We start from the raw sequence: 12,712 nt of genomic DNA on the forward strand, positions 1-12,712 counted from the left end.
CCGGGCTTGTCGCATAATGGACGCGAACACCAGGAGCACCGATGGCCGCAAACGAATCCCCCGCGGGCGCCCGCCCGGGACGCGCTGAAACCCCTCCGGCCGATCATTGGCAACGCTGGACGCCGGAGGTGGCGCCGCCTGCGGTTGCCGCACCGATGGCTGCGGCCCCGCCCGCCGTGGCGGCCGATGTGCCTGCCCCGGTCAACGGCGCACCGCCGCCGCTGCCCGGTCCGATCACCGCGGCCGAAGCCGGCAACAACGATCTTGCCCCACCGTCATCGGACTCGCCCTACCGCGTGCTGATCGTCGAAGACGATCGTGCGCAGGCCCTGTTCGCGCAGAGCGTGCTGCACGGCGCCGGCATGCAGGCGATCGTGCACAGCGACGCCGATGGCGCGCTGCAGGCGATCAAGGAACACCGCCCCGACCTGATCCTGATGGATCTGCACCTGCCCGGGCTGGATGGCATGCGGCTGACCGCACTGATCCGCCAGCAGCCCGGCCTGCAGCTGCTGCCGATCGTGTTCCTCAGCGGTGATCCGGATCCGGAGCGCCAGTTCGAAGTACTCGACAGCGGCGCCGACGATTACCTGAGCAAGCCGATCCGGCCCCGCCACCTGATCGCCGCGGTGGCCAACCGCATCCGCCGCGCACGCGCCCAGGCGGCGACCCTGCCTGGTGCCAGCGGCGCACCGGCCACCAGCAATCCGGAAACCGGGCTGCCGACGCGCCATCACGTGCTGCAGCAGCTCAACACCGCACTTGCCCACCGCGACCGCGGCGGCGTGTTCTTCGTCGAAGTGGCCAGCGCGCTGGGCCTGCGCGAGCGCTATGGCTATGCCGCGTTTGAACGGCTGATGGTGCAGGCCGGGCAGCGCCTGGCCGAGGCCGGGCATCCGCACCTGCTGGCCCGCCTGAACGACAACAGCTTCCTGCTGCTGGCCCGCAACGCCGACGAGGACGCGCTGGAGGGCATCGCCGCTTCCCTGCGCGAGCAGCTGTCGGCGCGCGCCTTCGTGATCCGCGACGACGAATCGGTGCACCTGCGCGGCGTGGTCGGCTATGCCCCCCTGTCACCGGGCTTCGAGGATGCCAACAGTGCGCTGGAGGCGGTCGAGCGCACCACCCTGCAGGCCCGCCTGCTCAGTGCCGGCGTGGCGGGCCATGTGCATCGCCAGGCGGTCACCGAACAGGAGCATCTGGCGCTGCTGGAAGGCCAGCTGGAACTGGCCTACCAGCCGATCGTCGCCGTCGCCGGTGGCAACACCGCGCAGTACCAGCTGCTGCTGCGCCTGCGCCAGGCCGATGGCACGGTGCTGGCCGCCGGCCAGGTGATCCCGGCGGCGGAAGCAGCGGGCCGCATCGCCGACCTCGACCAGCAGGTCATGGACCACGCGCTGGGGCTGCTGGATCTGTACCGGCACGCGACGCAGCCGCTGAACCTGTTCGTCTCGCAGTCGCTGCGCACCCTGCAGCGCGATGCCTTCGCCGACTGGCTGCTGGAATCGCTGCAGCAGCGTGACCTGCCCGGCGCTGCGCTGGTGATCGACGTGCGCTTGCCCGATGCGCTGATCCACACCGTGCCGCTGCAGCAGTTCTGCCAGCGCATGGCCAGTGCCGGGGTGCGCTTCTGCCTGAGCCAGTTCGAACCCGGCGGCGACGCCGACGCCCTGCTGACCCAGCTGCCGCTGTCGTTCGTGCGCATGGCCGCGCGCTTCTCCAGCAGCCATTCCAACCCCGCCACGCGCGAGGAACTGCGCAAGGCGATCGAACAGGCGCATGCCGCCGGACTGAAGATCATCGGCCAGCAGATCGAGGATCCGCAGGCGGCTGCGGCGATGTGGGTCGGCGGCGTGGACTACATCCAGGGCAACATGGTGCAGTCGGCCGGCAGCGACCTGAACTTCGACTTCCACAACGCGGTGCTCTGACGTGCCGCTGTGGGGCGTGCTGCTGGTTGCCCTCGCTGCAGCCGCCCCGGCGCTGGTGGTGGGCCTGCGCCTGCGCGCGCGCGCCCAGGCACTGGCCCAGCTGCGGCGCGCCCACGACGCGCTCGCCGCCGAGCGCGACCAGCTGCGCCGCACCACCGAACGCCAGGGCCAGCTCGAGCAGCAGCTGCTGCAGGCCAAGCAGGCCGCCGAAGCGGCTGCGCTGGCCAAGGGCGAGTTCCTGGCCACGATGAGCCACGAGATCCGCACCCCGCTCAATGGCATCCTGCCGATGCTGGAGCTGATCGCGCGCGGGCCGCTGGGCGAAGACCAGCGACAGATGCTGGCCACTGCCTCGGCCAGTTCGCAGCAGCTGCTGCGCATCGTCGACGACATCCTCGATTACTCACGGCTGGAGGCACAGGCGCTGGAACTGGAGATCACCAGTTTCAACCTGCGCGATCTGCTCGATGGCGTCGTCCAGCTGATGCAGCGCGCGGCCGATGCCAAGGGCCTGGCCCTGGCCCTGCAGCTTGATCCATCGGTGCGCTTGCCGGTGCGCGGCGACCCGGTACGCCTGCGCCAGGTCCTGAGCAACCTGCTGGCCAACGCGATCAAGTTCACCGCGCGCGGCCACGTGCAGCTGCGCGTGCTACGCCTGGGCGAAGGCGCCGCACAGCACCAGCTGCGCTTCGAGGTCATCGATACCGGCATCGGCATCGATGAAGCCCTGCAGGCGCGCCTGTTCCAGTCTTTCAGCCAGGCCGACGCCTCGACCACCCGCATCTATGGCGGCACCGGCCTGGGCCTGGCCATCTGCAAACGCATCATCGACCTGATGCACGGCCGCATCGGCGTGCAGTCCACGCCCGGCCAGGGTGCTACGTTCTGGTTCGAGATTCCGCTGCTGAAGGTACCGGGCGACCTGCCCGCGATGTCGCGGGCGCCGGCCCCGCTGCTGCTGTTCAGTGCCGACGCGCCGCTGCAGGCCCGCATCGGGCGCATCGCGGCCCACCATGGGCTGCAGGTACAGGTTCTGTCGCAGCTGGACGCCGTGGTCGAACGCCTGCGCGCGGCGCCACGGCCCGGACAACCGGCACCGGCCTGGCTGCTGGTCGATGCGCGCGCGCGCCGCAGCGGCGAGGCGACGCTGCAGCAGGCGCTGGCCGAGCGCGGTGACGACGACACACTGCAGGTGCTCTGGCTGCAGGATGACGCACCGGCGCAACGACCGCGCCAGCGCCAGCTGCCCACGCACTTCGACGATGCCGCCGTGCATGCGCTGCTGGCTGCACCGGCCACCCCTGCGCGCCCCGCAGCACTGCTGGCCAACGCGGATGACGCGCAACCGGTGGCTTCACTGCCGCCGCTGCATCTGCGCGTGCTGCTGGTGGAGGACAACACGGTCAACCGGATGGTGGCCGAGCAGCTGCTGCGCGTGTTCCAGTGCGAGGTCCGCAATGCGGCCGATGGCGAGCAGGCACTGCTTGCCCTGCGCCAGGGTGAGGTGGACGTCGTATTGATGGATTGCCAGATGCCGGTGCTGGATGGCTACGCCGCCACGCGCCACTGGCGTGCCGAAGAAGCAGAAACCGGCCGTGCGCGACTGCCGATCATCGCAATGACCGCCAACGCCATGGCCGGCGACCGCGAGCGCTGCCTGCAGGCGGGGATGGACGATTACCTGTCCAAGCCGATCGACCGCGCCACGCTGCACGCGCTGCTGCAGCGCTGGGGCCGCCGGAACGCGGCGTCGTTGCCGCTGCCTTCCGTAGAGCCGGCGGCAGCGGCAGGCGCGGCTGCCAACGTCGCTGGCGACGGCCTGGAGCAGGCGCCACAAGGCGATGACGGCCCGGTCGGCACGACGCCGCAACCGGTCCTCGACCGCGGGGTGCTGGACGAACTGCGCGCGGTGATCGGCGACGCTGCGACCCAGATCGTTACGGTCTTTCTGGAAGATGCACCGGTCATGGTGCAGCAGCTGCAGCAGGCCGCGCGGGCCGGTGATGAGCCGCGCCTGCAGGCGCTCGCGCACAGCCTGAAATCATCGAGCGCGAACGTGGGCGCGCTGTCGCTGTCGGCGGTCGCGCAGCGGATCGAGCACGAAGCCCGGAGTGGCAGCCTGCAGCGCCCCGCGGTCGCGGTGGCGCTGCTGGTGGCCGAATTCGCCCGGGCACGGGTGGCGCTGACCGGCTACCTGGCACAGCATCGCGCCGGCCAGTCCGGCTGATTCACTCTTCCAGCTTGCTCAGCAGGTACTTCGGCTCACCGATGCGCTCGATCAGGTCGAGCTGGGTTTCCAGCCAGTCGATGTGCTCTTCTTCCGAATCGAGAATCTTCACGAACAGCTGGCGGCTGACGTAGTCGCCGACCGAATCGGCATGGGCGACGGCCTCGCGCAGGGTGACCACGCCATCGCGTTCCAGCGACAGGTCGCACTGCAGGATCTCGGTCGGGTTTTCGCCGATGCGCAGCTTGCCCAGCGCCTGGAAGTTCGGCAGGCCTTCGAGGAACAGGATGCGGTCGGCGAGCATGTCGGCATGCTTCATCTCGTCGATCGATTCCTTGTACTCGTGTTCGGCCAGTTCCTTGATGCCCCAGTTCTTCAGCATCTTGGCGTGCAGGAAGTACTGGTTGATCGCGGTCAACTCGTTGTAGAGGACCTTGTTGAGGAATTCGATGACCTTGGTGTCGCCCTTCATGGGGATGCTCCTGCACGCTGAAAACGCAGGCACTTTAACGCCTTGCGTATCGGGGTGAAGGAACGCGAATCGTGCGCATTGGCCTGCGCGGCCGCGCGTGAAGGATGCGAAAGCGCGGCGTCATTGCGCCGCGAAAGAACCGCTCAGGCGACCTGTGCCAGGCCGAGGACCGGCAGCGGCAGGTCATGGGTCGCGCGCGCCTTGGCCAGCAGATCACCGGCCATGTCCAGGCAGGAACCGCAGGTGGCACCACATCCTGTACGCATGGTCAGCTCGGCCACCGTACTGACGCCATGGCTGGCGGCTTCGCGGATCTGGTGGTCGGTGACTCCGTTGCAGATGCAGACGTACACAGGCGGGAACCGGGCTGGCAGGCCAGGAGCGGCCTGTTGGCTATTCCAATGGAAACGAGAATGGTTGTCAATCAGAGACCTGAACCATTCTCGATACCGTTCAGGCCGTCAGCTCGCCGGACCGTCGCCGGTGGCCTTCTTCGGCCAATAGCCCCGGGTTCGGGGGCGCTTGCGCGGCCGGTCGTGGCCGGCGGTGTGGCCGGGCATCCAGGCCTCGGCCGCGCTCTTGGGCATGGCGGTGACGCCCGGCCCGGCCACCCCGCGCGCCAACGGCGCCAGGTGTCGCAATGCGCGCGCATAGACCCCGCGCTTGAACATCACCACGTGCTCCACCGGGTACCAGAAATCGACCCAGCGCCAGTGGTCGAACTCGGGCGAGTCGGTGTGGTCCAGCTTCACGTGGGATTCGTCGCCGGTCAGGCGCAGCAGGAACCAGACCTGCTTCTGGCCGATGCAGACCTGCCGCTCGTTGCGGCGGATGGCCCGCGCCGGCAGCTTGTAGCGCAGCCAGCCGGGTGTCGCCCCGAGCACTTCCACATGCTCAGGCAGCAGGCCGGTCTCTTCCTGCAGTTCACGATACATGGCCTCGACAGGCGTCTCGTCGGTATTCATGCCGCCTTGCGGGAACTGCCAACCATCCCGGCGCACGCGTCGTGCCCAGAACACCTGGCCGTCCTGCCGCATCAGCACGATGCCGACGTTCGGTCGATAGCCGTCCGGATCGATCACGATGCGGACTCCTAAAAAATCTACTGGTCGGGACTATCCCACGCCGTCTGTCGGCCCACAAGCACGGCACAAAAGTGTTGACAGGGGCCATACACATCCGCAGAATAGCGGGCTCACCAAGGCTATGTAGCTCAGCCGGTTAGAGCACAGCACTCATAATGCTGGGGTCGGTGGTTCGAGTCCACCCATAGCCACCACACTGAAATTCAAGTTGTTTTTCAGTGTGAAGAGTGAGAAAATAGTTGCACGTTTTGCCCCGTCGCCAAGCGGTAAGGCACCTGACTCTGACTCAGGCATTCGGTGGTTCGAATCCATCCGGGGCAGCCAAATTAAAAGCAAAAGGCCAGATCGAAAGATCTGGCCTTTTGCTTTTAATCTGGTCGCGCATTCCACCTTATCCCCGCGCCTGTCGGCGCGCGCCTTTGAACACCAAGGGGACCCTCCTCCAGAGAGAGGCCCGGGGGCGGATCCTTTTCCAAAGGAAAGGGCTCTGACCCCACCCCTTCCGAGATGCGAAACCATGGGTAGTGCCGGCCGCTGGCCGGCAACCCGGAAATCCATGACCCCAGAACGACAAAAGCCCGGCCGAAGCCGGGCTTTTGCTTTTCCATCCAGCGGGCCCCCGAAGGGGCCCAACCAGGCGCGGTGGATCAGCGCTTGGAGAACTGGGTGGCGCGGCGGGCCTTGTGCAGACCGACCTTCTTACGCTCGACCTCACGGGCGTCGCGGGTCATGAAGCCAGCCTTGCGCAGCTCGGACTTCAGGCTTTCGTCGTACTCGACCAGCGCACGGGCGATGCCCAGACGGATCGCACCGGCCTGGCCGGTGGTGCCGCCGCCAGCGGCGGTGACCAGGATGTCGAAGCTTTCGGTGTTCTTGGTCAGCTCGAGCGGCTGGCGCACGATCATGCGCGCGGTCTCACGACCGAAGAACTCGTCCAGCGGACGGCCATTGACGGTGATGTTGCCCGAACCCTTGCGCAGGAACACGCGAGCGGTGGAGGACTTGCGGCGGCCAGTGCCGTAGTTTTGAGTGATAGCCATGATTAGATATCCAGAACCTGCGGCTGCTGTGCGGCGTGCGGATGCTCAGTGCCGGCGTAGACCTTGAGCTTGCGGTACATCTGGCGACCCAGCGGGCCCTTCGGCAGCATGCCCTTCACGGCGATCTCGATCACGCGCTCCGGGTGGCGCTCCAGCGCCTGGGCCAGGGATTCGGTCTTCAGGTTGCCGATGTAACCGGTGAAACGGTGATACATCTTGTCCTGCAGCTTCTTGCCGGTGACGGCAATCTTTTCTGCATTGATGACGACCAGGTAGTCGCCGGTATCAACGTGCGGGGTGTAGACCGGCTTGTGCTTGCCACGCAGACGGCGGGCCAGCTCGGTGGCGAGACGGCCCAGGGTCTTGCCCTCGGCGTCGACGAGGTACCAGTCGCGCTGGACGGTCTCGTTCTTGGCAGTGAAAGTGCTCATGAAGAACTCTAGGTTAGGTCGGGCTCATTGCGGCGAAGGACTCGCCGGAACTCTGCCACGCGTTGTGAAAGGTGAAGCGCAAGAGGCGGGATTGTACGCAGGTCACGCCCGCGATGCAAGCCGGCCCCGCCGCGGGTTGGCAGGGGGACGGGGCCGGGCGAGAATCGACGGGTCTTCCGCCCCGCCGCGTACCGCCATGACCGTGCTCCGCCAGACCACCCCGCTGGACCACCTGCTGACCGAGGCGCAGCGCGCCCTGGACACCGTGTTCGGCAACCCGCCGGCGGCCCGCCCCTACCCCGCCACGGACACCGGCGAGCCCGGCATGGATCGCGCCGAGCGCCGCCACGCGGCTGGCCTGATGCGGATCAACCACGTGGGCGAGGTCTGCGCGCAGGGCCTGTATTTCGGGCAGGCCGCCGTGGCCCGTGACCCGGCCACGCGTGACCACCTGCTGGAAGCGGCCCAGGAAGAAACCGACCACCTGGCCTGGTGCGCCACCCGGCTGGCCGAGCTGGACAGCCGTCCCAGCCTGTTCAACCCCCTGTGGTACGCCGGCAGCTACACCATCGGCACCCTGGCCGGGCTGCGTGGCGACGGCTGGAACCTGGGCTTCGTGGTCGAGACCGAGCGCCAGGTGGAAGCCCATCTGGACGAGCACCTGGTCGACCTGCCGGCCGGCGACCTGCGCAGCCGCGCGGTCATCCAGGTGATGAAGGAAGACGAGGCACGCCATGCAGAGCATGCCGAGCAGGCCGGCGCACGCCGCCTGCCGTTCCCGATCCCCGGCGCGATGGCCCTGGCCTCCAGGGTGATGAAGGCCATTGCCTACCGGCTGTAGCCGCGACACGCGGTCCGTTGTAACCGCCCGGTCGGCCAGCGGCCGGCACGACCGATCAGTTCGGCGAGACCAGCTTCAGGCCGATCACGCCGGCCACGATCAGTCCCACGCAGGCCAGGCGGGCCGGCGACGCACTGTCGTTGAACAGGTAGATGCCCAGCACCGCCACGCCCATGGCTCCGATGCCGGTCCAGATCGCGTAGGCGGTGCCGACCGGAATGCTCTTCATCGCCTGGCTCATCAGGTACAGGCTGATCAGGGCCGACACCACCGTGGCAACGGTGGGCAGGGGTTTGCTGAAACCTTCCGAGTACTTCATTCCGAGGGCGAAACCGATCTCGAACAGGCCGGCCAGCAGCAGGTAGATCCAGGGCATCGGTGGGGGCTCCTTACCTTTCTTGGGAAAACAAAACGGCCCGGTGTTTTCACACCGGGCCGTGGGTCGGTACATCACCGTGGAACAATATCGCAGGTGCGACACCAGTTCCACGGGGCGGGTCGTCCCGCCTGGGGCGGCGATGCCTGCAGGCATCGCGCATGGGGCTTACTCGGACAGGTTCCGGCCGTGGAACAGCTCTTCGATCTCGCGCTTGAGCAGCGCTTCGATCTTCATGCGCTCCTTGAACGACAGGTTCTTGGCCTTTTCCTCGAACAGGTACTGATCCAGGTCGAAGTCCTTCAGGTGCATCTTCGTGTGGAAGATGTTCTCCTGGTAGACGTTGACGTCGAACATCTCGTAACGCGACTTGATGTTCTTGGCCAGGAAGTTCTGGATCGAGTTGATCTTGTGGTCGATGAAGTGCTTCTTGCCCTTCACATCGCGGGTGAAGCCACGGACGCGGTAGTCCATGATCACGATGTCCGACTCAAGGCTCTCGATCAGGTAGTTCAGGGCCTTCAGCGGGGAAATGACGCCACAGGTGGCTACGTCGATGTCCGCGCGGAACGTCGCGATGCCTTCCTGCGGATGGGTTTCCGGGTAGGTATGGACAGTGATGTGGCTCTTGTCCATGTGCGCGACCACCGCGTCGGAGATCAGCTCCTTGCCGGCCAGCTTCTTGTCGATCACCGGTTCTTCGGAGATCAGGATGGTCACCGAGGCACCCTGCGGGTCGTAGTCCTGGCGGGCCACGTTCAGGATGTTGGCACCGATGATCTCGGCGACATCGGTCAAGATTTGAGTCAGCCTGTCGGCGTTGTACTCTTCATCGATGTATTCAATGTAACGCTGACGCTCCTCTTCGGTGCGCGCGTAACACACGTCATAGATGTTGAAGCTCAGCGCCTTGGTGAGGTTGTTGAAACCCTGCAGCCTCAGGCGAGGCAACGGCTTGACCACGGCGGTCGATTCCTGTGTAAGAAGGGAAAGGGGGAATTATGGGGCAAACTGCCCCCGGGGGGAACGTGAAGACGCAAGAGTTCTGGCACACTGTTTGCCCTTAACAATTGCGCTGGTTAAGCTCCGCTATCGACCCCGTGAATCCGTTCATGCGCAGAGGGAGCGCCCCTATCGTGTCAACCGTGCGCCTAGCTAGCAGTCCACTGGCCCTGGATATCGCCACAATCGATCGTTTCCTGGCGCACAGCCACAGGCGGCGATATCCCACCCGTACCGACGTCTTCCGACCCGGTGACCCGGCGGGAACCCTGTATTACGTCATCAGCGGCTCGGTTTCGATCATGGCTGAGGAAGATGACGACCGCGAGCTTGTGCTGGGCTACTTCGGTGCCGGCGAGTTCGTCGGCGAGATGGGCCTGTTCGTCGAATCGGACCGCCGCGAGGTGATCCTGCGGACCCGCACCGCCTGCGAGCTGGCTGAAATCAGCTACGAGCGCCTGCATCAGCTGTTCCTCGGCCCGCTGTCGGCCGATGCCCCGCGCCTGCTGTACGCGCTGGGCCAGCAGATCTCCAAGCGCCTGCTCGACACCAGCCGCAAGGCCAGCCGACTGGCATTCCTGGACGTCACCGACCGGATCGTGCGCACCCTGCACGACCTGGCGCAGGAACCGGAAGCAATGAGCCACCCGCAGGGCAGCCAGCTGCGCGTCTCGCGCCAGGAACTGGCACGCCTGGTCGGCTGCTCGCGCGAAATGGCCGGCCGCGTGCTGAAGAAGCTGCAGACCGACGGCCTGCTGCATGCCCGCGGCAAGACCGTGGTGCTGTACGGCACCCGTTGACCGTTGAGCACCCGGTGGGTGCGGACCTTGGTCCGCACTCCTTCGCGCGCTAGGCTCGGGACATGGAGCTGAGCAGCGAATTCTGGTGGTTCATCCTCATCGGCCTGGGCGCACAGCTGGTCGACGGCGCGCTGGGCATGGCCTTCGGCCTGGTGTCCTCGTCGGTGATGCTGAGCATGGGCCTGCCGCCGGCGCAGGTCAGCGCGAGCATCCACACCGCCGAAGTCTTCACCACTGGTGCCTCGGGTGTGTCGCACCTCGCAGCCGGAAATGTCGATAAACGCCTGTTCCTGCGCCTGGCCCTGCCTGGCGCGGTGGGCGGTGCCGTGGGCGCGTACGTGCTCACGCAGATCCCGGGCGAGATCATCCGGCCACTGATCTACCTGTACCTGCTGGTGCTGGCGATCATCATCCTGGCCCGCGCGGCCGGACGCTGGATGCCCAAGGGCGAGATCCGCCGGGTACCGGTGCTGGGCTTCTTCGCGGGCCTGCTCGACGCCAGCGGCGGTGGCGGCTGGGGGCCGATCGCCACGTCCACCCTGCTCGCCCGTGGTGGCCAGGCGCGTACCACGATCGGTACGGTCAATGCAGCCGAGTTCGTGGTCACGCTGACGGTGTCGGCGACCTTCCTGCTGTCGATGGGGGTGCAGCACCTGCAGATCGTCGCCGGCCTGCTGATCGGCGGCATGATGGCCGCGCCGGTGGCGGCGATCCTGGTCAAGCGGGTGAAAGAGCGCTGGGTGCTGGTGGCCGTCGGCGTGCTGGTGCTGGGGATCAGCCTGTTCCAGGTCGGGCACGCGGTGTACGGGTACCTGGGGCATTGAGCGTTTGCCGGCCAGCGGCCGGCACTACCGCGACGGAGGAGGGTAGTGCCGGCCGCTGGCCGGCAGATCCGTCATCGTGCGATGGGGTCAGGCCCCCGACGGGATCTGGCCCCGGGCTACGCCTTGTCGCCGCCCCGGTCCACGCAACCCCAGTTGAGGATGCGGGTGCCGGCCGGCAGCACGCGGCGGAAGAACGCCACCCGGCCCGGCTTCGGGTTCACCACCACCGGCGCCTTGGCCGCCAGCAGCAGCGGCAGGTCGGCGGTACTGTCGGAATAGGCGATATCGATGTCGCCATAGCCGCGCTCGCGCAGCATGCGCATCTTCTCTTCGTTGTGGCAGTGACGGGTCGGGCCGACGCCGCCCAGCCGCGGGCCGACCTCGGTGCCGATCACCGGCACGTCCTGATGGGCCACGAAGGCCAGGATCGCGCGTGCCAGTTCCGGCGGCGCGCCGGTGGCGACCACCACGCGGTCGCCCTTGGCACGGTGCGCGGCGAACACCTCCAGCGCCTGCGGCAGCAGCTTGGCGCGCATCTGCGCCTGATTGCGCAGCACGTAGGCGTCGATCACCTTGTTGAAGTCGCGGGCACGGTGCAGGCCGAAGCTGCCGATCCACACATAGACCGAGATGCCCGCACGGCGGGTCGGCAGCATCGCCACCATCGGCCCGGCGATCGGCGTGACCAGCAGTGCCGCCAGCATGCGCAACGGGTTGCGCTTGATCAGCGAGGCGAACAGGTGGGTGCCCGAATCGCCGTCGTAGAGAGTGTGGTCGAAGTCGAAGACCACCAGCGGCGCATCCTCGCGCGGCGTTGGATAGTGCGTTGTCATGCCGCGAAGAATAGCTGACGCAGGCCCTCGCCCGGCTCTTCCACGCGCATGAAGGCCTCCCCGACCAGGAAGGCATGGATCCCGGCATCGCGCATCAGCGCGACATCCTGCGGGCCGAGGATGCCGCTCTCGGTGACCAGCAGGCGGTCACGCGGCACGGCCTGCTGCATGTCCAGCGTGGTCTGCAGCGACACCTCGAACGTGCGCAGGTTGCGGTTGTTGATGCCGATCATCGGCGCCGGCACCTGCAGGGCGCGCTCCAGTTCATCGATGTCGTGCACTTCCACCAGCACGTCCATGCCCAGCGACAACGCCAGTTCGGACAACGTGGCCAGCTGGGTGTCGTCCAGCGCGGCCACGATCAGCAGGATGCAGTCGGCGCCCAGCACGCGTGCCTCGTACACCTGGTAGGCGTCGATCACGAAGTCCTTGCGCAGCACCGGCAGCGTGCAGGCCTCACGCGCCTGCTGCAGGTAGGCGTCGGCGCCCTGGAAGAAATCCACGTCGGTCAGCACCGACAGGCAGCTGGCACCGCCGAACTCGTAGCTGACGGCGATGTCGGCCGGGCGGAAGTCCGGGCGGATGACGCCCTTGGACGGGCTGGCCTTCTTCACCTCGGCGATCACCGCCGGGTCGCCGTTGGCCACCGCCGCCTGCAACGCGCGCACGAAGCCACGTACCGGCGGGGCGCTGGCCACGGCGGCCTGCAGCGCCTCGAGCGGGCGCTGGGCGCGGCGCTGGGCCACTTCTTCGGCCTTGCGGGCCAGGATCGTCTGCAGGATGTCGCTCATCGTCTTCGGGTCGGTGCGGGGGGCGGTGAGGACGGCCATTATCGGCCATCGACGGGGTC

The 12,712-nt window shown here is 67.1% G+C and carries 14 protein-coding genes and 2 tRNA genes; 7 read left to right on the forward strand and 9 right to left on the reverse strand.

Going from position 1 to position 12,712, the window contains the following annotated elements; translation table 11 throughout:
* Nucleotides 1-41: 41 nt before the first annotated feature.
* Both AC5P9C_RS09220 and AC5P9C_RS09225 read left to right on the forward strand, forming a co-directional pair.
* Nucleotides 42-1,931 carry an EAL domain-containing protein gene (locus AC5P9C_RS09220; RefSeq protein ID WP_057494321.1) on the forward strand — a complete coding sequence of 630 codons (1,890 nt, stop codon included), beginning with the start codon at nt 42-44 and terminating at the stop codon, nt 1,929-1,931.
* Nucleotide 1,932: 1 nt separating this feature from the next.
* Nucleotides 1,933-4,158, forward strand: a complete 2,226-nt coding sequence (locus tag AC5P9C_RS09225; RefSeq protein ID WP_343540898.1) for an ATP-binding protein — start codon at nt 1,933-1,935, stop codon at nt 4,156-4,158.
* 1 nt (nt 4,159) lies between these two features.
* Here the strand turns inward: AC5P9C_RS09225 and bfr are convergent, their stop codons facing one another.
* From bfr to AC5P9C_RS09240, 3 genes are all read right to left on the reverse strand, one after another.
* Nucleotides 4,160-4,630: a bacterioferritin gene (bfr, locus tag AC5P9C_RS09230; RefSeq protein ID WP_033833577.1), complete on the reverse strand. Its 471-nt coding sequence runs from the start codon at nt 4,628-4,630 to the stop codon at nt 4,160-4,162.
* 143 nt (nt 4,631-4,773) lie between these two features.
* Nucleotides 4,774-4,983, reverse strand: coding sequence for a (2Fe-2S)-binding protein (locus AC5P9C_RS09235; protein WP_005411309.1), 210 nt, complete (start codon nt 4,981-4,983; stop codon nt 4,774-4,776).
* Nucleotides 4,984-5,091: 108 nt separating this feature from the next.
* Complete coding sequence (locus AC5P9C_RS09240) at nt 5,092-5,712, reverse strand: RNA pyrophosphohydrolase (RefSeq protein WP_033833578.1); 621 nt, start codon at nt 5,710-5,712, stop codon at nt 5,092-5,094.
* Nucleotides 5,713-5,832: 120 nt separating this feature from the next.
* Here AC5P9C_RS09240 and AC5P9C_RS09245 point away from each other — a divergent pair.
* Both AC5P9C_RS09245 and AC5P9C_RS09250 read left to right on the forward strand, forming a co-directional pair.
* Nucleotides 5,833-5,909 (forward strand) — tRNA-Met (locus AC5P9C_RS09245).
* 55 nt (nt 5,910-5,964) lie between these two features.
* Nucleotides 5,965-6,039 (forward strand) — tRNA-Gln (locus AC5P9C_RS09250).
* A gap of 323 nt (nt 6,040-6,362) precedes the next feature.
* Here the strand turns inward: AC5P9C_RS09250 and rpsI are convergent.
* Both rpsI and rplM read right to left on the reverse strand, forming a co-directional pair.
* Nucleotides 6,363-6,755: a 30S ribosomal protein S9 gene (rpsI, locus tag AC5P9C_RS09255; protein ID WP_019661502.1), complete on the reverse strand. Its 393-nt coding sequence runs from the start codon at nt 6,753-6,755 to the stop codon at nt 6,363-6,365.
* A gap of 2 nt (nt 6,756-6,757) precedes the next feature.
* Nucleotides 6,758-7,186: a 50S ribosomal protein L13 gene (gene rplM, locus AC5P9C_RS09260; RefSeq protein ID WP_005414692.1), complete on the reverse strand. Its 429-nt coding sequence runs from the start codon at nt 7,184-7,186 to the stop codon at nt 6,758-6,760.
* A 196-nt stretch (nt 7,187-7,382) separates the two neighbouring features.
* Here rplM and coq7 point away from each other — a divergent pair, with 196 nt between their 5' ends.
* Nucleotides 7,383-8,027 (forward strand): 2-polyprenyl-3-methyl-6-methoxy-1,4-benzoquinone monooxygenase, encoded by a 645-nt coding sequence (coq7, locus tag AC5P9C_RS09265; protein WP_033833579.1) that lies wholly within the window; start codon nt 7,383-7,385, stop codon nt 8,025-8,027.
* A 55-nt stretch (nt 8,028-8,082) separates the two neighbouring features.
* Here the strand turns inward: coq7 and AC5P9C_RS09270 are convergent, their stop codons facing one another.
* Together AC5P9C_RS09270 and speD are read right to left on the reverse strand one after the other, a co-directional pair.
* Nucleotides 8,083-8,403, reverse strand: a complete 321-nt coding sequence (locus tag AC5P9C_RS09270; protein WP_005419816.1) for a DMT family transporter — start codon at nt 8,401-8,403, stop codon at nt 8,083-8,085.
* A gap of 168 nt (nt 8,404-8,571) precedes the next feature.
* On the reverse strand, nt 8,572-9,366 hold the full coding sequence (gene speD, locus AC5P9C_RS09275; RefSeq protein ID WP_005411315.1) for an adenosylmethionine decarboxylase: 795 nt from the start codon (nt 9,364-9,366) through the stop codon (nt 8,572-8,574).
* Nucleotides 9,367-9,515: 149 nt separating this feature from the next.
* Between speD and crp the strand changes: the two genes are divergently transcribed.
* On the forward strand, nt 9,516-10,205 hold the full coding sequence (gene crp / locus AC5P9C_RS09280) for a cAMP-activated global transcriptional regulator CRP (protein WP_010482649.1): 690 nt from the start codon (nt 9,516-9,518) through the stop codon (nt 10,203-10,205).
* A gap of 62 nt (nt 10,206-10,267) precedes the next feature.
* A complete protein-coding gene (locus tag AC5P9C_RS09285) occupies nt 10,268-11,029 on the forward strand; it encodes a sulfite exporter TauE/SafE family protein (protein ID WP_053461581.1) in 762 nt (253 codons plus the stop codon).
* 116 nt (nt 11,030-11,145) lie between these two features.
* Here the strand turns inward: AC5P9C_RS09285 and AC5P9C_RS09290 are convergent, their stop codons facing one another.
* Together AC5P9C_RS09290 and trpC are read right to left on the reverse strand one after the other, a co-directional pair.
* Nucleotides 11,146-11,862 (reverse strand): haloacid dehalogenase-like hydrolase, encoded by a 717-nt coding sequence (locus tag AC5P9C_RS09290; RefSeq protein WP_005419826.1) that lies wholly within the window; start codon nt 11,860-11,862, stop codon nt 11,146-11,148.
* Nucleotides 11,859-12,653: an indole-3-glycerol phosphate synthase TrpC gene (trpC, locus tag AC5P9C_RS09295; RefSeq protein WP_049432395.1), complete on the reverse strand. Its 795-nt coding sequence runs from the start codon at nt 12,651-12,653 to the stop codon at nt 11,859-11,861. The genes AC5P9C_RS09290 and trpC overlap by 4 nt, the downstream gene beginning before the upstream one ends.
* Nucleotides 12,654-12,712: the final 59 nt, after the last annotated feature.

The organism is Stenotrophomonas sp. YJH_SMC_10, assembly GCF_059371555.1.